This is a genomic window from Mycobacteroides abscessus ATCC 19977, from assembly GCF_000069185.1.
GTDB classification, from domain to species: domain Bacteria; phylum Actinomycetota; class Actinomycetes; order Mycobacteriales; family Mycobacteriaceae; genus Mycobacterium; species Mycobacterium abscessus.
Genome location: NC_010397.1, coordinates 3,500,085 through 3,522,963, shown reverse-complemented (window position 1 = coordinate 3,522,963; position 22,879 = coordinate 3,500,085). Strand labels below are relative to the sequence as shown.

Sequence of the window (22,879 nt, the reverse complement as noted above, 5' to 3'; positions counted from 1 at the left end):
CTGTCGTCGGCTATGGGCTGGCCGACAGGGGGCTGGCCGCGGTCCTGTACGGGCGGGTTACCCCACCGATGCTAGCGACGGATCCGAGGGTGCGCGGGTAGACCTGCGGACTAGGCCCGCATTTCGTATGCGCCGGACAGCGCCTCGACCCGGTTCCAAATCTCGTCGAAGCGTTCGGAATTGAATACCGGTTCTGAAATGACTGCCTTTGCCCACTGGCGCTGGCTGGCCGTGGCCTCCCGCTTGCCCAACAGGTCGACCGCGTAGACAGAGAAGTCCCGGTTGAGGAACTCGAAGATCTGGTCGATCAGTGCGGAGTCGGTGCCGCGCAGTTGCGCCTGCTCCAGGATCAGGCCGCCGTACACCACCAGGGTGAACAGCTCGCCGATGCTCAGCTGAAGGTCCAGGCCGGCGTTCTTGATCGCGTCCCGCTCGTTGGCCACGAGGGTCGCCAATGCCTCGGCGCGCTGGGTGAAGGCGGCGACGTTGGGGATGTCGGCGTTGTCCGCGAACGGCTTGCGCCAGTCGTGGAAGCGGACCTTGCCCAGGCCACTGGCCGGACCCTGATCGAACAGGAACTCGTCGTCGCCGGGCTGCAGTTGGACTCCGGGCACCGGAAGGTCCTGGGCATCATGCAGATAGGCGGGCATGAACTTGAGGATCAGCGCCAGGTTCACCGCGACGGTGCCTTCAAGCTTGGGCAGCCCGGCCACGTCAATGCGCGCGGCGGTCGTGTAGCTCTCGGCCTCGAATGCCTTCGCCGACATCACGTCGGCCAGCAGCGCCAGCACCTTCTCGGCCTCCGTGGTGGCCTTCATCTTGGTGACGGGGTTGAACAGCAGGTAGCGGCGATCGTCGGCGCTTGCGGTGCGGAAGTAGTCCACTGCGCGCTCGCTGAAGAGCTTCATCGCCAGCAGGCGGGCATACGCGTCGACGAATTCACGGCGCACATGGTCGAACTTGGTCACCGGATTGCCGTACAGAATCCTGTTGTGGGCGTGGGTGATTGATTCGTAGAAGGCGTGTGTGGACAGGCCGATGCCGCCGAAGCACAGGTTGAACTTGCCGATGTTGACGGTGTTCAATGCGGCGCTGAAGGCGTCGGCACCGACGTGCAAGATGTCGTCCTCGCTGACCGGGTACTCATCGAGTTCGAACTCGGCGACGTACATCTGCGAGGGCACCACGTTCTTGATCACCCGGTAGTTGGGGTGCTCACTATCGGCGAGGAAGAACACGTACTGATCGAGTCCATCGCGGCCCTGCACCCGGCCGAACACCGAAACGATGCGGGCGCAGTTGCCGTTGCCGATGTAGTACTTGCGGCCCGATGCCTTGTAGCCGCCACCTTCGCTGCTGTCTACGGGGGTCAGCACCAAGTCGGACGAGTAGATATCGGCGCCGTGGGCCTGTTCCGACAGGCCGAACGCTGCGACCGCTCCGCCGTCGAGTAAGTCGGCGGCGCGCTTGCGCGGATCGGTGTTGGCGCTCTGCCACACCGGGCCCAGACCCAGCACGGTGACCTGCCACGGGTACCAGTAGTTCAGGCCGTAGAAGCCGAGGATTTCCGAGAGCTTGGCCACCCGCGCGGTGTCCCAGCGCTTTTCGGTGTTGCCAGCGCCGTCGGCGGCGGGGGTCAGGAATGTCGCGAACAGCTTTTCGCGCCCCGCGAAGTCCAAGAAGTCCTGGTAGAAGACCTTGTCGACGTAGTCCTGGAGGAGTCGCGTCTTTCCGCGCTCCTCAAACCAATCGACGGTTGCCTTGAGGAGCCGACGCGTTTCGCCATCGAATTCGGCGAAGTCGTCGGCAGTGGGGTGAAGCAGTTCGGTCTTGGGGGCGGCGTTCGTATCCTGACTCACGGTCAGGAACCTACCACCGCGTCAGTTTGGATAGGGAGGGACGGGGATTTGAACACCGCATGCACAAGAGGGGCCGGTGCTGGCAGTCAGTTGGCCCTGAGTACGGGCGGGGGAGTGGTCAATTCATTTTCGTGGGAACAGTGGCGGTGGCGCCGGCGCCCGAGCCGGGCAAGGGCCATGAGGGAGAGATCGTCGGCATCCATGGCGGGGCGGTGTGGAACAAAGTCGTCCAGCAGGACCACCTCGACGCCCTGCTGATGTAGCCCATCGTGGATGCCCGTCGTAAAGGCCGAATCGGCATTGCCTGTCAGAGAGCTGTTCGAAATAGATTGTGCAGCAAGCGATTTAACCATGATCACCGCACCCTCGCCGCGGCTGGCGATTCGCTGCCCGAAGCGGTGGGTCAAATAGAGCGTTCGCAATCGATTGAGGTCGGATTCGCCGAAGCGGCTGCCGCCGGCATCTTCGTCGGTGATGCACACCAGCAGGCCTACCTCGATATCGTCGGTTGCTGCGGCGAGTTCGCCGTTGAAGACGTCGGGTGACGTGGTGCGGACGCTCACGCCGGCGGTCATGGTCAGCGTGTACGCGTCGGCCCGTCCGCCGTGTGCTGCCAGGACGATGTTGATTCCGTTCGCGGCGATATGGCGCGCGAATGCGGTTGCGGTGTCAGTGTCCCCGGCGGCGATGACCGCCCAGGGGCCGTACTGTGATCGTGGTAGCGCGGCTAGCTGCTTGCCAAAGGAATACATGTCGGGCGGGACCCCCAGGGTAGCTAGGTAGTCGGCTATTGTATTTCTTGTTGAAATTCGATATATCAAATTCGACGGAATATTAGCAGCCAGGCGGTCGGATCGGGGGGTAAATGACCAAGCCCGCGCCTGCCGTCGTGCGTGCGGCGCAGATCCTCGATCATCTGGCGGGACGCCCTACTCTGCCGCTGTCGATGACCGAAATCGCCGAGGCCGTCGGTGTCAATCCCGCGTCCACTCTGGCGATACTTCAGGCGCTCACCGAAGCGGGGTATATCGTCCGGCATCCCCGGCACAAGACATATTCGATCGGTCCGGCCATGCTGATCACCGGCCATGCCGCGCGAATGCGATTTGAGGTCGCCGATGTGGTGAACGCCGAAGTGCAGCGGCTGGCATCTCAATTCGGGACGGCCTGCACGGCATCGATGATCGCGGGCGAGGACGTCGCCGTCATCGCCTCACACGGCCGCTCGCCGACCGGCGCCAGCTATCAGGTGGGGCAGCGAATCAGGCTCAGCGCGCCTGCCGGCCTGGTGTTCATGGCCTGGGCACCGGACGACGGTGTGCGGCGCTGGTTGCTGCGAGCGACACCGGTGATCACCGACGAGCTGTGGGACGGGATGCAGGCCATGCTGGCCGACATTCGGCGGCAGGGCTACTTCGCGTCCGTGCAGAGCGATCGTGTGGACAAGTTCTATATGCAGCTGGGCGATACGGCCGCTCACGGGACCGTTCACGAGCGGCTCGACACCATCCAGTCGATGCTGGCCACTTTGTTGGCCCGTATGGGCGAACCCATCGACTTCAGCGAGCCGCGGCGCATCGGCTTCCTGGGGGCACCCGTCTTCGATGGCAATGGCGAGGTTTCGGTGATGCTCAGCGTGCTGGGGACGCCGAATCGGCTCACCGAAGCCGAGGTCGCGCATGCGGGCAATCAGCTGCGATTCTGTGCCGATCACATCACCTCGATCACCCATGGCAGGCAGGGCTCCGGCACATAGCCGTCAGGTGGACATGGGACCGGGCGTATGACCGGTAACCTGAACTGTTGTGGATCTGGACTGCCAAGCCGACATCGCTGACCTCGACACGACCCTCACCACGGTGGAGCGGGTGCTCGACGTCGACGGCCTGCGTGCCCGGATCAAGACGCTGGAGGAGGCCGCCGCCGACCCCAACCTGTGGGACGACCAGGCCCGCGGCCAGCAGGTGACGAGTCAGCTCTCCCACGCGCAGGGTGAGCTGCGCCGGGTCGAGGAGCTGCGGAGTCGCCTCGACGATCTGCCGGTGCTTTACGAGCTTGCCGAAGAAAGCGAAGACAACTCGGTGGTGGCCGAGGCGGATGCCGAACGCGTCAAGCTGCGCGAGGACATCGAAGCCATGGAGGTCCGGACGCTGCTGTCCGGGGAGTACGACGAGCGCGAGGCCGTGGTCACCATCCGCTCGGGCGCCGGCGGTGTCGACGCCGCCGACTGGGCCGAAATGCTCATGCGGATGTACATCCGCTGGGCCGAGGCGCACAAGTACCCGGTCGAGGTCTTCGACACCTCCTATGCCGAAGAGGCGGGCATCAAGAGCGCGACCTTCGCCGTGCACGCTCCCTTTGCCTACGGCACACTGTCGGTGGAGCAGGGCACGCACCGCCTGGTACGCATCAGCCCGTTCGACAACCAAAGCCGGCGGCAGACCTCGTTTGCCGATGTCGAGGTGCTTCCCGTGGTGGAGACGACCGACCACATCGACATTCCCGAAGGCGATCTGCGCGTTGACGTCTATCGATCGAGTGGGCCGGGCGGCCAGTCGGTGAACACCACCGACTCGGCGGTTCGTCTTACGCACATCCCGACCGGCATCGTCGTCACCTGCCAGAACGAGAAGTCGCAGTTGCAGAACAAGGTGGCCGCGATGCGCGTGCTGCAGGCCCGGCTGCTGGAACGCAAGCGGCAGGAGGAGCGCGCCGAGATGGATGCGCTGAAGGGGGACGGCGGTAGCTCATGGGGCACGCAGATGCGCTCCTATGTGTTGCAGCCGTACCAGATGGTCAAGGACCTTCGCACCGAGTACGAGGTGGGTAATCCCGCGGCGGTGCTCGACGGGGACATCGACGGATTCATCGAGGCGGGGATCCGGTGGCGCAACAGGCGCGATGATTAGAGCGGCCGAATTCAGCGCGGGCGGGCTGCGGCTGGCCGAACGCTGGAACTCCTTCTGGTCCAGCCAGATTGGTCGTTGGCTGCTCGATAACGGTTTGCAGATCGTCATCGCGATTTTGGGTGCGATGATCCTGGTCCGCTTCATCAACTGGGGCGCGCAGAAGATCACCCGCCGGTTGGATCGCTCGTTTACGCAGAGCGACGCGCTGGTGCGTTCGGAGGCCAGTAAGCACCGGCAGGCGCTGGCCTCGGTAATTTCCTGGATCATCGTGGTGCTGGTGGTCGTTCTTACCACCGTGCATGTCGTTGGGGTGCTGGGGATTTCGGTGGGCGGATTGGCGGGTCCGGCCGCGGTGCTCGGTGGTGCGCTCGGTTTCGGCGCGCAGCGCGTGGTCCAGGATTTGTTGAGCGGATTCTTTCTCATCACCGAAAAGCAGTACGGCTTTGGTGATCTGGTGGAGTTGTATGTGCAGGGCCAAACCACCGAATCCCGGGGAACCGTCGAGGAAGTCACCCTGCGTGTCACCAAGCTGCGTTCAGGTGATGGTGAGGTGATCACAATCCCCAACGGGCTCATCGTCAAGGCGGTCAACCTGTCCAAGGACTGGGCCCGTGCGGTGGTGGACATCCCGGTGCCGACGAGCGTGGATCTGGCCCGGGTCAACGACGTGCTGTACGACGTCTGCCAGCAGGCGCTGGTGGATCGTGATCTCTCGCAGCTGCTGCTTGACGCCCCGTCACTGATGGGCGTGGAGAGCATCGAGGTGGACCGCGTCAATGTGCGCATGGTGGCGCGCACCCTGCCCGGCAAGCAGTTTGAGGTGGGCCGCCGCCTGCGTGCCAAGGTGATCGCCGCGCTGGCGAAGGCGGGTGTCGCGTTGGTCGGGGACAGTCGACCGACGGTGCGGACCATGTCGTCGTCGGGTTCCGGCGAGCTCAAACGGGAGGGCAAGCGCGAAGACGCCAAACGCGATGAAGTTAAACGTGAAGAGGAAGGCGTCGACACCAAGCCACAGCCGATCGTGCAGGCAGAGGAGCTCACATGAGTGAACCTCGCCACGAGCCGTTCTGGGAGATGGCCCTGTCCCGCGCCAAGAAACTTCGCAAAAAAATCCGGTTCAGGACGTCGACCGTCGTCCTTGTCCTCGCCTTCATCGCGACGAGCTGGCTTTACGACATCACCCGGCCGGAGCCTGCACCGCCGCAGCCGCCGCCGGGGTACACCTGGGTGCCGAAGCCCAGTGTCACGACGACGACGCAACAGCCCGTGCCGACCACAACGCGGCGCCGGACGACGACCACGCCGCCCACCACGACCACGACGACGACCGAGCAGACGAACACGATCGTCACCACGTTCCCGACCTTGACCCCGAGCGGTACGGCGCCGACACCCCCGACCACGACCACACCTGCGCCACCGGGGATAGTGCCGCCGTGGTTGGTTCCGCCGCAGCTTCCGCAACTGCCGCCGATGCCGGGCGCGCCTCCTCCGCCCGGACAGAACCCCGCGCCGTAGTGCGCCCTCACGGTTATCACGGCTTTCCCGGCTAGACTGGCGTGCCGTGATCAGCCTCGACAAGGTAACCAAGCTCTATAAATCGTCGGCTCGGCCCGCGTTGGACAACGTGAGCCTCGAGATCGACAAGGGCGAGTTTGTGTTCCTCATCGGGCCTTCGGGTTCGGGGAAGTCGACGTTCATGCGGCTGCTGCTGGCCGAGGAGCTGCCCACCAAGGGGGACGTTCAGGTCTCCAAGTTCCACGTCAACAAGCTGCGAGGCCGGGAAATCCCGCATCTGCGCCAGACGATCGGCTGTGTTTTCCAGGACTTCCGGTTGCTACAGCAGAAGACGGTGTATGAAAACGTCGCCTTCGCGCTTGAGGTGATCGGCAAGCAGACCGACATCATCAACCGGGTCGTTCCGGAGGTGTTGGAGATGGTGAACCTGACCGGAAAGGCCAGCCGGTTGCCGTCGGAGCTGTCCGGTGGTGAGCAGCAGCGCGTCGGTATCGCGCGCGCGTTCGTCAACCGTCCGCTGGTGCTGCTGGCCGACGAGCCGACCGGAAACCTGGACCCCGAAACCAGTGAGGACATCATGGCGCTGCTGGAGCGGATCAACCGCACCGGTACCACCGTGCTGATGGCAACGCACGACCATCACATCGTCGATTCGATGCGTCAGCGCGTGATCGAGCTGGAACTGGGCAAACTGATCCGCGACGAGCAGCGCGGTGTCTACGGGGTAGATAGGTAAGTGGAATAGAACATGCGTTTTGGATTTCTGTTCAACGAGGTCGTCACCGGCCTGCGTCGTAATGTGACGATGACGGTGGCGATGATCATCACCACCGCCATCGCCATCGGCCTGTTCGGTGGTGGCCTGTTGGTCATATCACTGGCCAAGAACTCGAAGGCCATCTACCTGGACCGCGTCGAGACCCAGATCTTCCTCACCGAAGATCTGTCGGCCACCGACACCACTTGCAGCAGCGACATCTGTAAGGGTCTGCGCGACGAGATCGAAAAGCGTTCCGATATCAAGTCGGTGCGTTTCGTGAACCGCGAGGATGCCTACGCGGACGCCGGCCGGCGGCTGCCGCAGTTCCAGGATCTGATGAAGGACGTGAGCAAGGACGCGTTCCCGGCCTCCTTCATCGTCAAGCTCAAAGACCCCGAAAAGCATGCCGATTTCGATGAGGCCTTTGTGGGCAAGCCCGGCGTCCGGGGCGTGCTCAACCAGAAGGACCTCATCGACCGGCTGTTCGCGGTCCTGGACAGCTTGCGGGATGCGGCGTTCATGATCGCGCTGATTCAGGCGGTGGGTGCGGTCCTGTTGATTGCCAACATGGTTCAGGTGGCCGCGTATACCCGGCGTACCGAAGTCGGCATCATGCGTCTGGTGGGCGCCACGCGCTGGTACACGCAATTGCCGTTCCTTTTGGAGGCGGTCATCGCGGCTCTCGCCGGTGTGGCGCTGGCCGTCATCGGCCTGATCATCGCGCGGGTGACCATCCTCAATGGAGCGCTGCAGCAGTTCATTCAGGCCAACTTGGTAGCGCCCATCACCTACGGCGATGTGTTCCTCGCGGCCATACAGATGGCGGCGCTGGGCATCCTGCTGGCCGGTGTGACCGCCTACGTGACTTTGCGTCTGTATGTGCGGCGATGAGTAAGAAACCGGCCGACGGACGAAAAGTCATCGCGACCAATCGCAAGGCACGACACAACTATTCGATCATCGATGTGTATGAGGCCGGGGTGCAGTTGGTGGGCACCGAGGTCAAGACACTGCGCGAGGGCAAGGCATCGCTGGTCGATGCCTTCGCCACCGTCGATGACGGCGAGGTGTGGTTGCGCGGCGTGCATATCCCGCAATACGACCACGGCACCTGGACCAATCACGCTCCGCTGCGGAACCGGAAACTGTTGTTGCACAGGGCGCAGATCGACATGCTGGTCGGCAAGACCCGCGACGGCAATCTGACCCTGGTACCGCTGTCGCTGTACTTCCTGGACGGCAAGGTCAAGGTGGAGTTGGCGCTGGCGCGGGGTAAGCAGGCTCACGACAAGCGTCAGGACATCGCCAAACGGGACGCTTCGCGTGAGATCACCCGTGAGCTGGGACGCCGCGCCAAAGGCATGTGACCCGGTTTACGCGGGCACTCGTCGAAAGCAACCTTTAGCGGTTTCGTCTCGCACGTTTCCGTCACAACGTCGGTTTCGGCGCTAGCTAGAAGGCGCGACTGCCGGTGGGGGACAGCACGAATCCGTGTGGACCGTCACCGGTGAAGTTGTTGGGCAATATGCACGTTGTCTCGCGCTGTTCACCGACGGCGCAGGTGATCACCTTGTCGGTGGCCTTGAGGCCGTAGGTGATCTTCTGCCCCGGTGAGAGCGGCCGATACATGCTGGGGTCGATGGCCGCGGGGCCGGCCGGTGATGCGTCGGGCCGGGCGACGATTTCCTGCTGGCCCAGGTCGGGCATATGGGTAAGGCTGGCGGTCGAGGTGGTCAGCGACACCGTGGCGAGGTTCTCGTCTCCCGAGACGCCGGGGAGCTTGCCCCAGCACGCGCCGTCGACGCCGGTGGCACGGGAGTTGGCCGTGATGCGGCAGTGCAGACCGTCGGGGGTGAGGAACTGCACACCGGAGGTGGCATAGGCGGAGTAGGTCTCAAAGGCGGTGGCCTCGACCGCGGTGTAGCCGTCAAGGTTGGGCGGCGGCGGGTCCGCGGCCGCCTGACCAGCGAAGGTGGTGGCACCCGCCGCAACGGCTACACAGGTGATCAGCAGCATGCGCATGTGATTACTCCCGAAGTTTGGCGACGTCTGGCTGACGCTACCGTGGCACGGGTAGGTAATTCGGTGGCTTCATCGATATCTGGCGGTAGGATGGAGTGTCCCACCGAAGGTCGGTGGGGTGACGGGGCTGAACGGTTTCGACAGCGAGTCTCGACTTAAGGGAAGCGTGCCGGTGCAGGCAAGAGACCACCGTAAGCGTCATTGCAACCAATTAAGCGCCGATTCTCATCAGCGCGACTACGCACTCGCTGCCTAAGCGACTGCGTGTCTGTCAGACCGGGACCTCCCGCGGCCCGGACCCTGGCATCAGCTAGCGGGATCAACCGGTGGCTTCGGCCGCGGAGGCCACCGGGACATCAAACAGCGGCTGGGATCGTCATCTCGGCTTGTTCGCGGGACCGAGAGATCCAAGTAGAGGCATAGCGAACTGCGCACGGAGAAGCCTTAATGAAGGGCCGTTGGACCCGGGTTCAATTCCCGGCAGCTCCACAATAAGAAGACCCCCCGAATGTTCGGGGGGTCTTCTGTTGCGCCGCCTGCCGATTCAGGCGATCCAGACCGTCTTGATATTGCAGAACTCACGGATGCCGTGGGCCGAGAGCTCGCGGCCGTATCCGGAGCGTTTGATGCCGCCGAACGGGACTTCCGGATAGGACACCGTCATGCCGTTGATGAAGACCTGGCCGGCATCGAGCTCATTGATGAACCGTTGTTGCTCTGCTGTCTCGCGTGTCCAGGCATTGGCGCCAAGTCCGAACGACGTGGCGTTGGCAACCTCTATTGCTTCCTCGATGTCGGTTGCGCGGTATACCGAGGCAACCGGGCCGAACACCTCTTCACCGAATATCGGCATGTTCTTGGTGATATCGGTGATGACGGTCGGCGGGTAGTACCACCCCGGGCCGTCCGGTCGGGTACCGCCGCAGCGGATGCTGGCACCGGCCGCGACGGCCTGCTGGACCTGCTTGTCGACCTCGTCACGGCCCTGCTCGGTGGCCAGCGGTCCGACATCGGTGGCCGGGTCCGTGGGGTCGCCGACGCGTAGGGCGGCCATTTTCTCGACAAACCTGGATAGAAAATCGTCGTAGATATCGCGATGGGCGATGAATCTCTTCGCGGCGATGCAGGATTGACCGTTGTTTTGGACTCTGGCGGTGACCGCGGTCGAGACGGCCTGCTCAAGGTCCGCCGAGGGCATCACGATAAACGGGTCGCTACCACCGAGCTCCAGGACGGTGGGTTTCACCTCATCACCGGCAATCGCGGCCACGGATCGACCCGCCGGCTCGCTTCCGGTGAGTGTGGCGGCCGCTACTCGTGGGTCACGCAGAATCCGTTCGACCGCACTCGAGGGCACCAGCAGCGTCTGGAAGCAGCCCTCGGGGAAGCCTCCGCGAGCGATCACGTCGGCGAGGTACAAGGCGGACTGTGGGACGTTCGACGCGTGCTTGAGCAGGCCTACGTTGCCTGCCATGAGTGCGGGCGCCGCAAACCTCACCGCCTGCCACAAGGGGAAATTCCACGGCATCACCGCCAGTACCACCCCAAGGGGCTGGTACTGGGCATAGGCCTGTGACGCGTTCACAGCAGATGCATCGGCCGGTTCCGGGGCGAGCATGGCCTCGGCGTTCTCGGCATAGAATCGGAATCCCTTGGCGCACTTGAGGACCTCGGCCTTGGCCGAGGCCAAGGTCTTACCCATTTCCAGCGTCATCAGGGCGGCGACATCATCGGCCTCTGCCTCTAAGAGATCGGCGGTGGATAGCGCCCAGGCGGCTCTGTCGGAGAAACTCGTTGTGCGGTACTGCCTGAAGCGGTCATGTGCGCGTCCGATGGCCGCGTCGATTTCCGCGTCGGACGCCGCTGTAAAAGTCTTGATCGTCTCTCCGGTGGCCGGGTTGATCGTTGCGATAGGCATGTCTCCAGCGTGCCACTACCGTAGGAAAGATGAGCACAGCTGCCCAATTAATGGTGAAGTGTTTGGAGAACGAGGGCGTTTCTGTGGTCTTCGGAATACCGGGGGAAGAGAACATCCGGTTTATCCAGGCGCTCGCGGCATCGGACATCCGCTACATTCTGACCCGTCACGAGCAGGGCGCGGCGTTCATGGCGGAAATGTATGGCCGGGTCACCGGGCGTGCCGGGGTGGTGTCCGCCACGTTGGGTCCTGGGGCGATCAACCTACAGCTGGGAGTCGCCGACGCGTCGACGAACAGCACACCTTTGGTCGCGATCGCCGCCCAGGTCGGCCAGGATCGGGCTTACAAAGAATCGCATCAATACGTGGACCTGGTGGCCATGTTCCGTCCGATCACCCGGTGGGCGGATGGCGTTCCTACCGCCCGGGCCATCCCGGAGATGTTCCGCAAGGCCTTCAAGCTTGCCGAGACCGAACGGCCGGCGGCCGTATTTCTGGCAGTGCCCGAGAACATCGACGCAGACGGTGCGAACTATGAGCTGAACCCATTGCCGCGTAATGTGGTACACCCCGAAGCGCCGATGGCCGGTCAAGTACAGCGCGCGGTTGACATCCTGCGGAGGGCGCATCGGCCGGTGCTACTTGCCGGTCACGGCGCCGCTCGTGGAGGTGCGACGGCGGCATTGATTCGGTTCTCCGAGGAGCTCGGTGTGCCGGTGGCCAACACCTTCCACGGTAAGGGTGCGATGCCCGATGACCATCCGAACAGCATGGGGACGGTCGGCTTTATGCGGCGTGACTACGCCAATTTCGGCTTTGAGCACGCCGACGTGATTGTTGCGGTGGGGTATGAGCTGCAAGAGTTCGACCCGGTGCGGATCAACCCGCATGGCGACAAGCAGATCATCCATCTCCATAGGTTCCCGGCCGAAGTCGACGCCCACTATTCGGTGTCGGTGGGAATCATCGGTGATATCAGCGCTTCGGTGAACGCGCTCACCGATGCCCTCGCTGGGCATCGTTTCGACTGCGCCGCAGCTCCGGGATCCGCTCTGCTCGCCGAGGAATTTACTCGGGGACAACAGGATTCACGTTTCCCCATGGCGCCGCAGCGGATCGTGGCCGACATCCGGGCAGCGCTGGGCCGCAGCGACGTCGTGCTTGTCGATACCGGTGCCACCAAGATGTGGATGGCGCGTCTTTACCCGACCTATGAGCCCAATACCTGCCTTGTCTCTAATGGGCTGTCCACCATGGGTTTCGCACTGCCTGGAGCGCTGGGCGTCAAGTTGGCCCGCCCCGATACGAAGGTGTTGGCGGTCGCCGGCGATGGCGCCTTCCTGATGAACTCACAGGAGATCGAGACTGCCGTACGAGAGCGCATCCCGCTGGTGGTTTTGATCTGGGAGGACGGCGGCTACGGGCTCATCGAGTGGAAGATGGACCTCGAACTCGGGGAACACCACCACGTGTCGTTCACCAATCCCGACATCGTGTCCTACGCCGAGAGCTTCGGAGCCAAGGGCTATCGCATCACCGCGGCCGACCAATTGCTGCCGACGCTGCAAGCGGCGCTTGACGATGGCGGTGTCTCGCTGATCGCCTGCCCGGTCGACTACTCGGAGAATCTGAGGCTCACCGATCGGCTGGGGCAACTGGACGCGACTTTGTAGCAGCTGCTTGCGATCACCCGAATCCCGTGCGGCTATGGCCGCGGCCGGTTTCCAGACAGGATGGGAAGCACGTGTTCGGCCAGCAGCGGCGCCAGGTCTGTGGGATAGGGCTCGTCGAGCGACTGCCAGCGGAGTTCTTCGATCTCGGCGGCCGGTTGGCTGACCGTTACGGACGGATGCTCGAAGACCGTTGACTCGACCTCGAATCCGGGTTCGTTTGCCGCCGCGGCCCGGAAGACTCCCAGCGGTCGCAGGGCCGATGGTTCCAGATGTACCGAGAGCTCCTCGCAAACTTCGCGCACGGCGGTCTGTGCGGCGTTTTCGCCGCGATCAGGCTTGCCACCGGGCAGCATGAACCTGGTACTGCCGCGCTTCCGTACGGTCAGCACCGCACCGCGGTCGTCCCGTAGGACTACGGCACTGACCCGGATCGTCGGCATGGTTTCGCTCGTGCTCACGCCGTCAGCATAGAAGCCGTGTGAACCTATCTATCGGTGTCGCTGTGTCGGCGCTGTTGGTCGTAGACGGCGGCGCGTAGGGCCGTGTTGTCGTCCTCCAGCTCGAGGATGAATGCGATGCCGGCGATGTTGACGCCTGCCGCCACGAGGGTAGTTATGCGGCGGATACGGATGAGATCTTCCGGGCTGTAGCGGCGTGTACCGCCCTCAGTCCGTGAGGGCGCCAGCAGCCCATGACGCTCCCATAGCCGCAGAGACTGGGTGGCAGCTCCGGAAAGCTCGGCGGCGACGGAAATGCCGTACACGCCCTTTTCCGGCGCAGGCAACTCCGGCGGCCGAGGTCCCTCCAGCCGGGGAACGGGGCTGCCGCTGGGGTACAAGACGTCTTCTGGCACCACTGCTTGATCTTAATCTCTCTCGGTGTTATATAAATATCTGTGTCGTCTGACATAGATTATCAGGCGGCTGACGTTCAGATACTGACGAAAGGATGTGTGGAGGTGGCCACCATGCTGATGCGTACCGATCCGTTCCGGGATCTGGACCGTTTCACGCAACAGGTGTTGGGTACTGCGGCTCGCCCTGCGCTCATGCCTATGGACGCGTGGCGAGACGGCAACGAGTTCATTGTCGAGTTCGATCTGCCCGGGATTTCAGGCGAGTCGCTTGATCTCGACATCGAACACAACGTGGTCACGGTGCGCGCCGAGCGCGCGCCGGTGGACCCGGGGAGAGAAATGCTCGCCAGTGAACGCGCTCGTGGGGTGTTCTCGCGTCAACTTGTGCTCGGGGACAACTTGGATACGGAGAAGATAGCCGCGGATTACCGAAACGGCGTCCTGCGGCTGCGTATCCCGGTGGCGGAGAAAGCCAAGCCGCGCAAGATCGTGGTGGATCGTCCAGCCGATGCCGTGGTGATCGAGGGCGAAAACGATTCCGCAAGAGGGAAAATCAGTGCCTGATTGGCCGGCCACGGTCTCCGGCTCGGCCAACTAGGATCCGGGCGGATTCTGGAGCGTGCCCAGCGGATGCCACGGCCCGGCGACCCGGGGCATCGGATGTACGGAACACCGAGCGGCCCGGTGGCCCGGTTGGTATGTCGCCGGTCCGCGTAGCCGAGTGCAGGTGCTACGTGGACCGGCGACCGCCGACGGGTGTGGAATGGCCGAGTGGCCGTACGGCGTTTATCCGCGCGCGCCGTGGGTACTTGCGTCCTAACCATTCGAGTGGCGGATGGGGTGGCCAAGGAGCGGGCAATGGCAATTCCTGAGGGCAGGCCGCGCGAGCCGATGACGTCGTCTCAAACCGAACGCTCGCCCATCGAACAGCCGGCGATCGATGAACTCGCCGACGTGTTGTCGGAGGCGTACGGAACGGACTTCGGATCATCGCGACGGTCGTCATGAAATGCCGGCCTTAGCCGGCTAGCCGCGGTGGTCCCATCGCGGATTCATAATTGTCGCTGTTGCTGGTCGGGGGAAGGGCCAGGCGATTCAGCACTTCCCTGAGTGAGTCCGCCGTGGAAACAGTGCACTCGGGATCGCCTATTTCCAGTAGCCGGTCGACCGCCGCACTAGGGAGCACCGTGCAATCGATTGCTCTTTGGTGTGCGTAGCTCCACACGGTCTTTAGCGCCAAGAAGCCCTCTGTACCAAGAAATTCCAGCTTACGCAGATCCAGAACCAAGGCGTGTTTTTCATCGATGTGGCGTAGTGCGTACTCAACAAAGCACCCCGCGTTGGTCGCGTCGAGATCGCCGCAGGCGGCGATGGCCACCACCTGGTCCCGATGCCATTGCGTCGTGAATCGCCCTGTTGAGCTGGCGTACGGCACGAGCGAGAAGGATATGCCGCGACGCGGATCAGATTCCACACACATTTTGCTAGCTCCATCATCCGAAAACCAATACTTGCTTTCCGATTTCCGGGGTCGCCTGCGCGGTATGAACCTGTCATCGTCAAGCTCGGCGCTTCACTGAGTGCTGACGACCCCGTGTGGCTGTGAACTCAACCAACACGAATTTAGCTCGACAGGGCCATGCGCGCAACGAATTTAGGCAAGCCCTGCTGACTAGTGAGCGGGCACGCCGCTCATTTCGCCGGGCGTTTGCATGCCACCGTGATGTAGGCGATCTGGTGATCGATGTCGTGGGACCACGTGACACCCCCGCGGGTACCGGCGCCGTCGCCCACACCGCCGCCTGCCTTGGTCTGTGTAGTGGTATCTGCCCACACGGCAGGTCCGATCCGTGTGCCGACCACCGATCCGCTATCCAAGGCGCAGTTACCAATTCGCTCGTACTGAACCTTATAGCCTTGCGATTGGAACTCGGCACCGAGCTCGCTGGGGGTTTGGGGCGATTTGGGGCCTGCTACCGCAGGTGCCGCACACAGCAACGCAACCGAAGTACACGCCGCCGCCGATAGTCCGAGGGTAGATTTAGACATGCCACACCTTCCTTGGAGTGGTTCTGAAGGCACTGGCGGCGGGAGACTTTGGCGAGACGACCGCCGCCAGTGCTGTGTTCACATTCGTCGGATATAGGTCATTTTTTGCAACTGGTGCTGAGCTCCATACATTCCCCGATCGGAGAAGCCACGCTCACATAGCCGTTTTCTGGGTTACGGACGTACTCCAAATATGGCTTGCTGCTTTCGAATCCGACGTTATCGGCAATGACGAGCGCCCCCGGAGCAAGCTTGTCTTCCACAATATTCAGGATCGTCAGGTCCAGGTCGGGCCAGCCGTCCAACAGTAGAAAGTCTATCGGGCTGTCAATGGTTTTTAGGGTCTCCCTCGCGTCGCCCTCCAGGATGGTGATCAGGTCCGACACCCCAGCCTCGGCGAAGGTCGCTCGCGACGCGGCGATTTTTGCCGTGTTCATCTCGGTGGTGATGATGCGGCCAAAACCGTTGTCTCGAACGGCGGCGGCCGAATGCAAGGTAGAGATTCCGTAGGACAGACCGTATTCGACGATGGTCCTCGGCTTGATCGCACGGACCAAGCTGTAGAGCAGCCGCCCCGCGTCGGGTGCTACAGGTACGTAGATGTTCTCGAACAGCTCGATGCGCTCCTCGACGGATTTCTTGTGGAAGGTGTCGCGGTCCGTGGGGATGGGGTCATTCGCGGCGTTTCGGAAGAGCCGATCGATGATGGCGGCGAATTTGGGTTCATGGAGTGTTGCGGTCATGAGCCTAGAATAGACGCAACGTCTCGTCTAATCTAGGGTGGTGATTCGATGCACCCTATGAATGAGACGGTCGGACCTGGTGAGGTCGACACGCCACGCCGTCATTTCGGAAACCGGCATGGCCGCAGCGAGGCCGCGCGTGAAGCGGTCCTGCACGCGGCCGACGACCTGCTGGTAGCCAGGGGTTATGCCGGAGTCACCATGGAAGGGATTGCGAAGGCGGCCGGTGTCGCCAAGCAGACCGTCTATCGCTGGTGGAGTTCGAAGGTGGATGTCCTGATGGATGTCTTCCTCGAAGATGCCGCGTGTCAATTGGATCCACCCGACCTCGGTGGGCTTGAGGCGGACCTGCGGCACCACCTGAGTGCGACTGCGCAGTTTCTGGCGGCCGACGATGCCGGTGCGGTGTTCCGGGCCCTGATTGGCCAGTCGCAGCACGATGGGCAGCTCGCGGACGACTTCCGTGGGCGATACCTGCGCGAGCAGCAGGCCCGAGATCAGATTCCGATTGCGCGCGCGGTGGCGCGCGGAGAATTGCCGGCTGACGTGGATGTCGCTCATGTGGCCGAGCAGCTGGTGGCACCGTTGTATTACCGCGTGATCGTCACGGGGGAGACGGTCGACGCCGCGTTTGTTGACAGGATTGTCGAGGATTTCTTGCGCCGCCGGGAATAATGTCAGCTCGATTGACATTATGGTGATTATGACCGAGACAGACCCCCATGATTTCCATGCCAATGTCATGTCGGAGATCCGTGAAACGGGCAGAGCCAGTGGATTCTTTGCCCAGTTCGACATGTTGATTCTGCATACCGTCGGTGCAAAGTCGGGCCAGCCGCGTCAAAACCCCATGGCCTACCAGCCGGGAGGAGAAGGCGGCGAATTCTATGTCTTCGCCTCCAACAACGGGCGGGATACGAGCTCTGCCTGGTACTACAACGCACTTGCCCATCCGGATCGAGTCGAAGTCGAGATCGGCGACGATCGCTTCCGGGTGTCAGTTCGTGACGTGGTGGGGCAGGAGCGAGACCGAATCTATGCGCGGCAGGCGGGCAAGTTCGAAAATTTCGCGGAGTACGAACGTAAGACGACTCGAGTGATCCCGGTGCTGGGCCTGACGCGCGTGGATTAGCGGGTGCGACAGCTGGATTCACAAGGACTTCACAGCCGCGGCTAGCAGGACGCGCCGGAAATTGCGGTGCCAGCTTGTCGGGTTTTTGTCGACTGGTACAGAACAATGGTCAATTGTTATGAGCAGACCGGATTCTGGCCAGTCACAGCGCTGGGTGCTGTCGAAGGGCCGCATGGTTGTCGGTGCGGTCGCCGCGTTTGTCATGGCCATCACGGGCTTTGGCTGGGCCGGATACAACACGGCGGTGGGTCAGATCATCACCTCGCATGTGCTTCCGGGTGTGCTCACTCCGGTGGGGCAAGACCAAAACATTCTGCTCATGGGGCTAGATAGCAGGCTTGATCAGAACGGGCAGCCGTTGCCGCAGGATATGTACGACGCATTGCACGCCGGTGATGAGACATCGGGCGGTTACAACGCGAATGTGTTGATCGTGGTCCACATTCCCGGCAACGGCGGCCCCATCAGTGCGGTGTCGATCCCGCGAGACGATTATGTCAATCTTGTCGGCTGCCCCGGCTCGGTGTGCAAGGGCAAGGTCAAGCAGGCCTATGGATTTGCCTACCAGCAGGCGTTGGACGCCCAGGCGAACGGCAGCGCCGATGCTGCCGGTGCCAAAGATCTGACCGCCCGCGAACAGGCGGCGCGGGAGGCGGGGCGCAAGGCCCAGATTGACACGGTGAGTGAATTCCTGGGTGTGCAGATCGATCACTTCGTCGAAGTGACGCTCGCCGCGTTCTTTCAGATCGCCAAGACCGTGCAGCCGATCGCGGTCTGCCTCAACCACGACACGATCGATGAGTTCTCCGGCGCCAACTTCCATGAAGGTGTTCAACAGATCGACGCATCGCAAGCGATGGCTTTCGTCCGGCAGCGCCGGGACGAAAACGACGGTTCGTTCACCGATATGGACCGCACCCGTCGTCAGCAGGCATTTCTGGTATCGCTGCTCGCCGCGGTGCGTCAGGGGGGAGCAATGTCGAATCCCGCTGCGATACGCAACATCCTCAATGTCGCGCATGAAAACGTCGCGATCGATTCCGGACTGAACATTGTTGATTTCGCTGCGCGTGCCTCGGAATTGACCAAGCGGCCGACATCTTTCTACACGTTGCCCATCTCCGACTTCGGTGCCGATTCCAACGGCTCGGACGTCAATATCGTCGATCTGCCGACGATCCGGCAGATTGTCCACGACCGTTTCTCCTCAGATCCCGTACCCGAGGCACCGAGCGCCGCCGCGGCGTCCGCGCCGCCAGCGCTGTCCACGCCCGTGGTGCTCAATGTCGTCAACGCGACATCGCGCGACGGGTTGGCTGCCGCAGTCGAGGATGCTTTTACCGCCAGAGGATTCACGCGTGGTCGGGCATCGACAGCGGAGACCCAGTCCACCGAGAGTTCCATCATGTACGGCGAGGACGCGCAAGAGGGTGCGCAGGCGCTTGCCGATCAGCTGCACCTGCCCATGACGGAATCCGGCGCGGTTGCACCCGGAACCGTGCAGCTGACCGTGGGATCGCAGTTCCCCGTGGACAACTACATCGCGCATCACAGCGGTGGTGCCAAGGGCGGCTCGTCAGGGGAAGCCGACCCCGCCGACAAGATGACCGCGGTCGCGGCGACGGGGACCGGCGTGCAAGCGCCGGCACCCACCGATCTGAGTCAGCTCACCGCGAACGGCATTCCCTGCGTCAAGTGACTTGTGTGCCGATCATGCATCCCCGAGGAATCGGACATGCAGGGCGCGCACATCTTCCGCGAGATCTGGTGCGGGACCGTCGGTCTGGACACCGGGAGCCACCTCGTTGATGGACAGCGAGGCCACGGGGCTGGGTGGCGCGCCGAGCTCGGTGAGCCACTGCGTGAGCTGGGCCGAGGAGCTGGCATACACGATGCGTCCCAGGCCTACCCATGCATGCGCCGCCGAGCACATCGGGCAATGCTCTCCGGAGGTATACACCGTCGACAGTGCGCGGTCGGTGGGCGACAGATTCCGCACGGACCATCGCGCGAGTTCGAATTCGGGATGACGCGTCGGGTCGCCTGCGCCAACGCGATTGCGATCCTCGGCCAGTACGGCCCCATCGGGCCCGGTGAGCAGCGAGCCGAAGGGCTCGTCACCGGCATCGAGTGCCTCGGTGGCAAGCTCAACGCAGCGGCGCAGATGTTGGATATCGTTGTCGTCCATCGTCGCCCTATCGTAGCTTTAGGGGTTGGCTGTTGCCGGTGGGCAAGCCCGCTATCAGGCATTTCAGCGCGTACTCATAAACTGTCCTTATGGCGCTTCCTCCGGGCACTCCTGATCTCGGCGTATTGGACCTGTTGGTGTCCGTCGCTGAGACGGGCAGCCTTGGTGCGGCGGCACGTCAGCACGGTATTTCGCAGCCTGCCGCCAGCATGCGTATCCGGGCGCTGGAACGCCGCCTGCGATTGGTGCTACTGGAACGCGGTCCGACGGGATCGCGACTCACAGACGCGGGCCTTGCGGTCGTGGGTTACGCGAGTCCGGTGCTCGCCGCAGCGCACGAATTCGTCACGGGGGTGGCGGCTTTGCATTCCGATCAAGCGCCGCGCCTGGTCGTCGCCGCCTCGCGCACCATCGCCGACCATCGGATCCCACTGTGGCTCACTGCGCTTCGGGCCAGACACGCAGACGTCGCGGTATCGCTGGAGGTCGGCAACACTCAGCAGGTCTGTGAGCTGGTGCGGGCCGGCGGTGCGTCGCTCGGATTCATCGAGGGGCCTCATGCGCCGACCGGTCTCGGTGGAGAAGTGCTGGGCGCTGACGAACTGGTCATCGTGGTCGGACCAGGACACAAATGGGCTCATCGACGCAAGCCGGTCACGCTCCGTGAGCTTGCGATCACACCCTTGCTCATGCGCGAACCGGGATCCGGCACCCGCGACACGGTGTGGGAAGTGTTGAGCGAGGTGTGCCAGCCCGCCACACCGGCCGCTGAACTGGGCTCCGCGGCCGCGATCAAGGCCGCTGCGGCAACCGGATTGGCGCCCGCGGTGCTTAGTCGACTCATTGCGGGGCCTGAGCTATCGGCGGGGACTCTGGTCGAGGTGAAGCCCGCCGACGGCACCGTGTTCACCCGCCAGTTCCGTGCGGTTTGGCGGCCGGGGGCCCCGCCGACGGGGGCGGCGCGGGCATTGGTGGATATTGCTGCGTTGGTTGATTAGGGCAGCAGCGACCTCAGGTATCGACGGCGGAAGGCCTTCTGTGCCAACAGGAGCACCGGAAAAATTCGGCGCCAGAGGCCCGACGGCGCGGGCCGTGTCAGCGAGCGTAACGTGAGAAAGACGGCGCCGTCGGCATCTCGATGCACGATGAACGCCTCTTCGCCCGAAACTGGATGCCCGGGTAGCGTTCCGTAGGCGAATCCGCGGCGAGTGTCGGTGTCTACCACGGCAACAATGCGCACGGGTTCGTGAACCGCCAGTGGTCCCCAGCCGAAGCTGATGACGAACTCTGCGCCCTCGCTCACGGTCTTCTGCGGATGGACGCGAAATCCACTGCGCTGTTTAACTTCCCAGTTGGCCACGGCGTGTGCGGCCGCATCCCAGAGGTCTGCTCCGTGCCCGATCGAGATGGTCTGCTCAAACCGCCGTAGCCCCGCTGGCGCAGCGGACCAGATGCTTTCACAGGGTGATGTCGCGCCCGCGGCTTCGTACGTCAACGCCCTGGGGTTCACCGAACTCGTCCGAGTCGCCGTGGGGTGAGATCGTCGAAGGTCACTGCCTCGCCGCAACTTTCGCATGTGGGCTGGATATGCAGTACTGAGCCGCATTGGTGCTCCCAGATGCTGGGCGGAGGCCCTTTCGTGACGAATTTGTCTCCCCACTCCATCAGTGCGAACAGCACGGGCCGAAGGGCCTGGCCGGACTGGGTCAACAGGTACTCGTAGCGGGGCGGGCGGTCTTCGTACCGGCGCTTCTCCAGTACCCCGGCGTCCACGAGCTTGCGAAGCCGAGTCGCCAGAATGTCGCGACTGGCTCCGGTGTTGCGAACGATCGTCTCGAAGCGGCGGTTGCCCAGCATGATCTCGCGCAGGGCCACCAGGGTCCAGCGTTCCCCGATGACGTCGAGGGCATTGCTTATCGAACAATTTCTCATGGTCGTGAAATCCAACGTAGCACGTTATGTGGTTGATCACAGTTAGTTGTGATTTCCAACTTACTGGGCGTATACCGAGATGAGGGAGTTCAACGGCGAATCCAGGAGGTAGGTCATGAGGGATGCGGTGATCATCGACGCGGTGCGGACACCGGTCGGCAAGGGCAAGCCAGGGGGGTCGCTCTCGGGTGTGCATCCGGTTGATCTGCACGCGCATGCGATTCGTGAACTCGTTGAACGCGCCGGTATTGATCCGGCACTAATCGACGACGTGATCAGCGGCGCGGTGGGGCAGGTGGGTGAGCAGAGCTCCAATACGGCGCGCTGGGCGGCGCTGGCCGCGGGACTGCCCGAGACGGTTCCGGCGGTGACCGTCGACCGTCAATGTGGCAGTAGTCAGCAGGCCATCCACTTTGCCGCGCAAGGTGTAATCGCAGGAGCCTATGACGTCGTGATCGCCTCGGGTATCGAATCGATGAGCCGAGTGCCCATGGGAAGTCAAAGTTTGGGTAAGGACTTCTTCGGTTCCGAAGTAGCGCGACGATACCCGGAAGGGCTTGTCCCGCAGGGCATCAGCGCCGAGCTGATCGCCGCGAAATGGAACCTGTCACGGGAGCAGCTGGATACGTTTGCCGCAGAGAGTCACCGTCGTGCTGCACAAGCGTGGTCGGAGGGCAGATTTGCCCGCGATGTGGTGCCCATCAAGGCCCCCGACGTCAACGGTGACCTGGTCGAGGTGTCCACCGACGAGTCCGTGCGGCCGTCGACCACGGTTGAGGTGCTCGCCGGACTCAAGCCGGCCTTCCGTAATGAACTCTGGCAACAGCGCTTCCCGGGGCTTGATTGGAAGGTGACCGCGGGCAACTCGTCGCCGATCAACGATGGCGCCTCTGCTGTGCTCATCACATCCAGTGAGACCGCTCATCGTCTCGGCCTGACGCCGCGCGCTCGCGTGCATTCGGTGGCGGTGGTGGGCGACGATCCGTTATACATGCTGACCGGCATCATCCCGGCAACCGCGAAAGTACTCGATAGAGCAGGGTTATCGTTGGCGGACATCGATGCCTTCGAGGTCAACGAGGCTTTCGCGTCGGTGGTGCTCGCTTGGCAGGCCGAGACCGGTGCGGACCTGTCCAAGGTAAACGTCAACGGGGGAGCCACCGCGATCGGCCACCCGCTCGGCGCCAGTGGCGGACGGCTGATGACTACGCTGGTATCGGTGCTGGAACAGGGCGGTGGACGGTACGGCCTGCAAACGATGTGTGAAGCAGGCGGTTTGGCTAATGCCACCATCCTTGAGCGGCTTTAGGAATGCTGTCA

27 protein-coding genes and 1 other RNA gene are annotated in these 22,879 nt (G+C 63.0%); 15 read left to right on the top strand and 13 right to left on the bottom strand.

What is annotated here, in order from left to right; translation table 11 throughout:
* Positions 1 to 110: 110 nt before the first annotated feature.
* Positions 111 to 1,859: an acyl-CoA dehydrogenase family protein gene (locus MAB_RS17660; protein WP_005111838.1), complete on the bottom strand. Its 1,749-nt coding sequence runs from the start codon at positions 1,857 to 1,859 to the stop codon at positions 111 to 113.
* A gap of 86 nt (positions 1,860 to 1,945) precedes the next feature.
* Complete coding sequence (locus MAB_RS17655; RefSeq protein ID WP_005081060.1) at positions 1,946 to 2,611, bottom strand: Rossmann-fold NAD(P)-binding domain-containing protein; 666 nt, start codon at positions 2,609 to 2,611, stop codon at positions 1,946 to 1,948.
* Between the two features lie 113 nt (positions 2,612 to 2,724).
* Between MAB_RS17655 and MAB_RS17650 the strand changes: the two genes are divergently transcribed.
* Genes MAB_RS17650 through MAB_RS17640 form a run of 3 tightly spaced genes read left to right on the top strand, consistent with a single transcriptional unit; the run spans position 2,725 to position 5,813 of the window.
* Positions 2,725 to 3,615: an IclR family transcriptional regulator gene (locus MAB_RS17650; RefSeq protein ID WP_005094214.1), complete on the top strand. Its 891-nt coding sequence runs from the start codon at positions 2,725 to 2,727 to the stop codon at positions 3,613 to 3,615.
* 49 nt (positions 3,616 to 3,664) lie between these two features.
* Positions 3,665 to 4,768, top strand: a complete 1,104-nt coding sequence (gene prfB, locus MAB_RS17645; RefSeq protein ID WP_005056447.1) for a peptide chain release factor 2 — start codon at positions 3,665 to 3,667, stop codon at positions 4,766 to 4,768.
* Positions 4,761 to 5,813: a mechanosensitive ion channel family protein gene (locus MAB_RS17640; RefSeq protein ID WP_005081063.1), complete on the top strand. Its 1,053-nt coding sequence runs from the start codon at positions 4,761 to 4,763 to the stop codon at positions 5,811 to 5,813. Before prfB ends, MAB_RS17640 begins: the two co-directional genes overlap by 8 nt.
* A gap of 124 nt (positions 5,814 to 5,937) precedes the next feature.
* Here MAB_RS17640 and MAB_RS17635 read toward each other — a convergent pair whose 3' ends face one another.
* Positions 5,938 to 6,177, bottom strand: a complete 240-nt coding sequence (locus tag MAB_RS17635) for a hypothetical protein (protein ID WP_005081065.1) — start codon at positions 6,175 to 6,177, stop codon at positions 5,938 to 5,940.
* A gap of 155 nt (positions 6,178 to 6,332) precedes the next feature.
* On the opposite strand from MAB_RS17635, the gene ftsE reads away from it, so the two are divergent.
* From ftsE to smpB, 3 genes are read left to right on the top strand one after another with little or no spacing between them, the layout of a single operon-like run.
* Positions 6,333 to 7,022, top strand: a complete 690-nt coding sequence (ftsE, locus tag MAB_RS17630) for a cell division ATP-binding protein FtsE (RefSeq protein ID WP_005056454.1) — start codon at positions 6,333 to 6,335, stop codon at positions 7,020 to 7,022.
* 12 nt (positions 7,023 to 7,034) lie between these two features.
* Positions 7,035 to 7,937, top strand: a complete 903-nt coding sequence (gene ftsX, locus MAB_RS17625; protein WP_005056458.1) for a permease-like cell division protein FtsX — start codon at positions 7,035 to 7,037, stop codon at positions 7,935 to 7,937.
* Positions 7,934 to 8,413: an SsrA-binding protein SmpB gene (gene smpB / locus MAB_RS17620; protein ID WP_005056461.1), complete on the top strand. Its 480-nt coding sequence runs from the start codon at positions 7,934 to 7,936 to the stop codon at positions 8,411 to 8,413. Before ftsX ends, smpB begins: the two co-directional genes overlap by 4 nt.
* 85 nt (positions 8,414 to 8,498) lie before the next feature.
* Here smpB and MAB_RS17615 read toward each other — a convergent pair whose 3' ends face one another.
* Positions 8,499 to 9,068, bottom strand: a complete 570-nt coding sequence (locus tag MAB_RS17615) for a hypothetical protein (RefSeq protein ID WP_005090499.1) — start codon at positions 9,066 to 9,068, stop codon at positions 8,499 to 8,501.
* Positions 9,069 to 9,191: 123 nt separating this feature from the next.
* Between MAB_RS17615 and ssrA the strand changes: the two genes are divergently transcribed.
* Positions 9,192 to 9,560: a transfer-messenger RNA gene (ssrA, locus tag MAB_RS17610) on the top strand.
* A gap of 52 nt (positions 9,561 to 9,612) precedes the next feature.
* Here ssrA and MAB_RS17605 read toward each other — a convergent pair.
* Positions 9,613 to 10,986: an NADP-dependent succinic semialdehyde dehydrogenase gene (locus tag MAB_RS17605; RefSeq protein ID WP_005081095.1), complete on the bottom strand. Its 1,374-nt coding sequence runs from the start codon at positions 10,984 to 10,986 to the stop codon at positions 9,613 to 9,615.
* A gap of 29 nt (positions 10,987 to 11,015) precedes the next feature.
* Here MAB_RS17605 and MAB_RS17600 point away from each other — a divergent pair, with 29 nt between their 5' ends.
* Positions 11,016 to 12,659: an acetolactate synthase large subunit gene (locus MAB_RS17600; RefSeq protein ID WP_032668525.1), complete on the top strand. Its 1,644-nt coding sequence runs from the start codon at positions 11,016 to 11,018 to the stop codon at positions 12,657 to 12,659.
* Between the two features lie 32 nt (positions 12,660 to 12,691).
* On the opposite strand, the gene MAB_RS17595 is transcribed toward MAB_RS17600, so the two are convergent.
* Together MAB_RS17595 and MAB_RS17590 are read right to left on the bottom strand one after the other, a co-directional pair.
* Positions 12,692 to 13,048: an NUDIX hydrolase gene (locus MAB_RS17595; protein WP_225580818.1), complete on the bottom strand. Its 357-nt coding sequence runs from the start codon at positions 13,046 to 13,048 to the stop codon at positions 12,692 to 12,694.
* A 95-nt stretch (positions 13,049 to 13,143) separates the two neighbouring features.
* Positions 13,144 to 13,515, bottom strand: coding sequence for a MerR family transcriptional regulator (locus tag MAB_RS17590; protein WP_005097123.1), 372 nt, complete (start codon positions 13,513 to 13,515; stop codon positions 13,144 to 13,146).
* A 111-nt stretch (positions 13,516 to 13,626) separates the two neighbouring features.
* On the opposite strand from MAB_RS17590, the gene MAB_RS17585 reads away from it, so the two are divergent.
* Entirely contained in the window at positions 13,627 to 14,079 is a 453-nt protein-coding gene (locus tag MAB_RS17585) for an Hsp20/alpha crystallin family protein (protein WP_005094204.1), read from the top strand.
* A 294-nt stretch (positions 14,080 to 14,373) separates the two neighbouring features.
* A complete protein-coding gene (locus tag MAB_RS17580) occupies positions 14,374 to 14,523 on the top strand; it encodes a hypothetical protein (protein ID WP_005056477.1) in 150 nt (49 codons plus the stop codon).
* Between the two features lie 10 nt (positions 14,524 to 14,533).
* Here the strand turns inward: MAB_RS17580 and MAB_RS17575 are convergent, their stop codons facing one another.
* From MAB_RS17575 to MAB_RS17565, 3 genes are all read right to left on the bottom strand, one after another.
* Positions 14,534 to 14,995, bottom strand: a complete 462-nt coding sequence (locus MAB_RS17575) for an STAS domain-containing protein (protein WP_005081099.1) — start codon at positions 14,993 to 14,995, stop codon at positions 14,534 to 14,536.
* 212 nt (positions 14,996 to 15,207) lie between these two features.
* Complete coding sequence (locus MAB_RS17570) at positions 15,208 to 15,564, bottom strand: hypothetical protein (RefSeq protein ID WP_005056481.1); 357 nt, start codon at positions 15,562 to 15,564, stop codon at positions 15,208 to 15,210.
* 98 nt (positions 15,565 to 15,662) lie between these two features.
* Entirely contained in the window at positions 15,663 to 16,307 is a 645-nt protein-coding gene (locus MAB_RS17565; RefSeq protein ID WP_005081106.1) for an O-methyltransferase, read from the bottom strand.
* 57 nt (positions 16,308 to 16,364) lie between these two features.
* Here MAB_RS17565 and MAB_RS17560 point away from each other — a divergent pair, with 57 nt between their 5' ends.
* The 3 genes from MAB_RS17560 to MAB_RS17550 all read left to right on the top strand — a co-directional run bounded on the left by MAB_RS17560 (position 16,365) and on the right by MAB_RS17550 (position 19,138).
* Positions 16,365 to 16,982, top strand: coding sequence for a TetR/AcrR family transcriptional regulator (locus MAB_RS17560; RefSeq protein WP_005115373.1), 618 nt, complete (start codon positions 16,365 to 16,367; stop codon positions 16,980 to 16,982).
* 19 nt (positions 16,983 to 17,001) lie between these two features.
* Positions 17,002 to 17,439, top strand: coding sequence for a nitroreductase family deazaflavin-dependent oxidoreductase (locus MAB_RS17555; protein ID WP_005081112.1), 438 nt, complete (start codon positions 17,002 to 17,004; stop codon positions 17,437 to 17,439).
* 118 nt (positions 17,440 to 17,557) lie between these two features.
* Entirely contained in the window at positions 17,558 to 19,138 is a 1,581-nt protein-coding gene (locus MAB_RS17550; RefSeq protein WP_005094182.1) for an LCP family protein, read from the top strand.
* Between the two features lie 12 nt (positions 19,139 to 19,150).
* Here MAB_RS17550 and MAB_RS17545 read toward each other — a convergent pair whose 3' ends face one another.
* Positions 19,151 to 19,627, bottom strand: a complete 477-nt coding sequence (locus MAB_RS17545; RefSeq protein ID WP_005081117.1) for a nucleoside deaminase — start codon at positions 19,625 to 19,627, stop codon at positions 19,151 to 19,153.
* An 89-nt stretch (positions 19,628 to 19,716) separates the two neighbouring features.
* On the opposite strand from MAB_RS17545, the gene MAB_RS17540 reads away from it, so the two are divergent.
* Entirely contained in the window at positions 19,717 to 20,625 is a 909-nt protein-coding gene (locus tag MAB_RS17540; RefSeq protein WP_005081119.1) for a LysR family transcriptional regulator, read from the top strand.
* Here the strand turns inward: MAB_RS17540 and MAB_RS17535 are convergent.
* Positions 20,622 to 21,137 carry a DUF1990 family protein gene (locus tag MAB_RS17535; protein WP_005081121.1) on the bottom strand — a complete coding sequence of 172 codons (516 nt, stop codon included), beginning with the start codon at positions 21,135 to 21,137 and terminating at the stop codon, positions 20,622 to 20,624. The genes MAB_RS17540 and MAB_RS17535 overlap by 4 nt on opposite strands.
* Positions 21,134 to 21,559, bottom strand: a complete 426-nt coding sequence (locus MAB_RS17530) for a winged helix-turn-helix transcriptional regulator (RefSeq protein ID WP_005111829.1) — start codon at positions 21,557 to 21,559, stop codon at positions 21,134 to 21,136. Before MAB_RS17530 ends, MAB_RS17535 begins: the two co-directional genes overlap by 4 nt.
* A 115-nt stretch (positions 21,560 to 21,674) precedes the next feature.
* Between MAB_RS17530 and MAB_RS17525 the strand changes: the two genes are divergently transcribed.
* Positions 21,675 to 22,868 (top strand): thiolase family protein, encoded by a 1,194-nt coding sequence (locus tag MAB_RS17525; RefSeq protein ID WP_005081124.1) that lies wholly within the window; start codon positions 21,675 to 21,677, stop codon positions 22,866 to 22,868.
* The last annotated feature ends 11 nt before the right edge of the window (positions 22,869 to 22,879 follow it).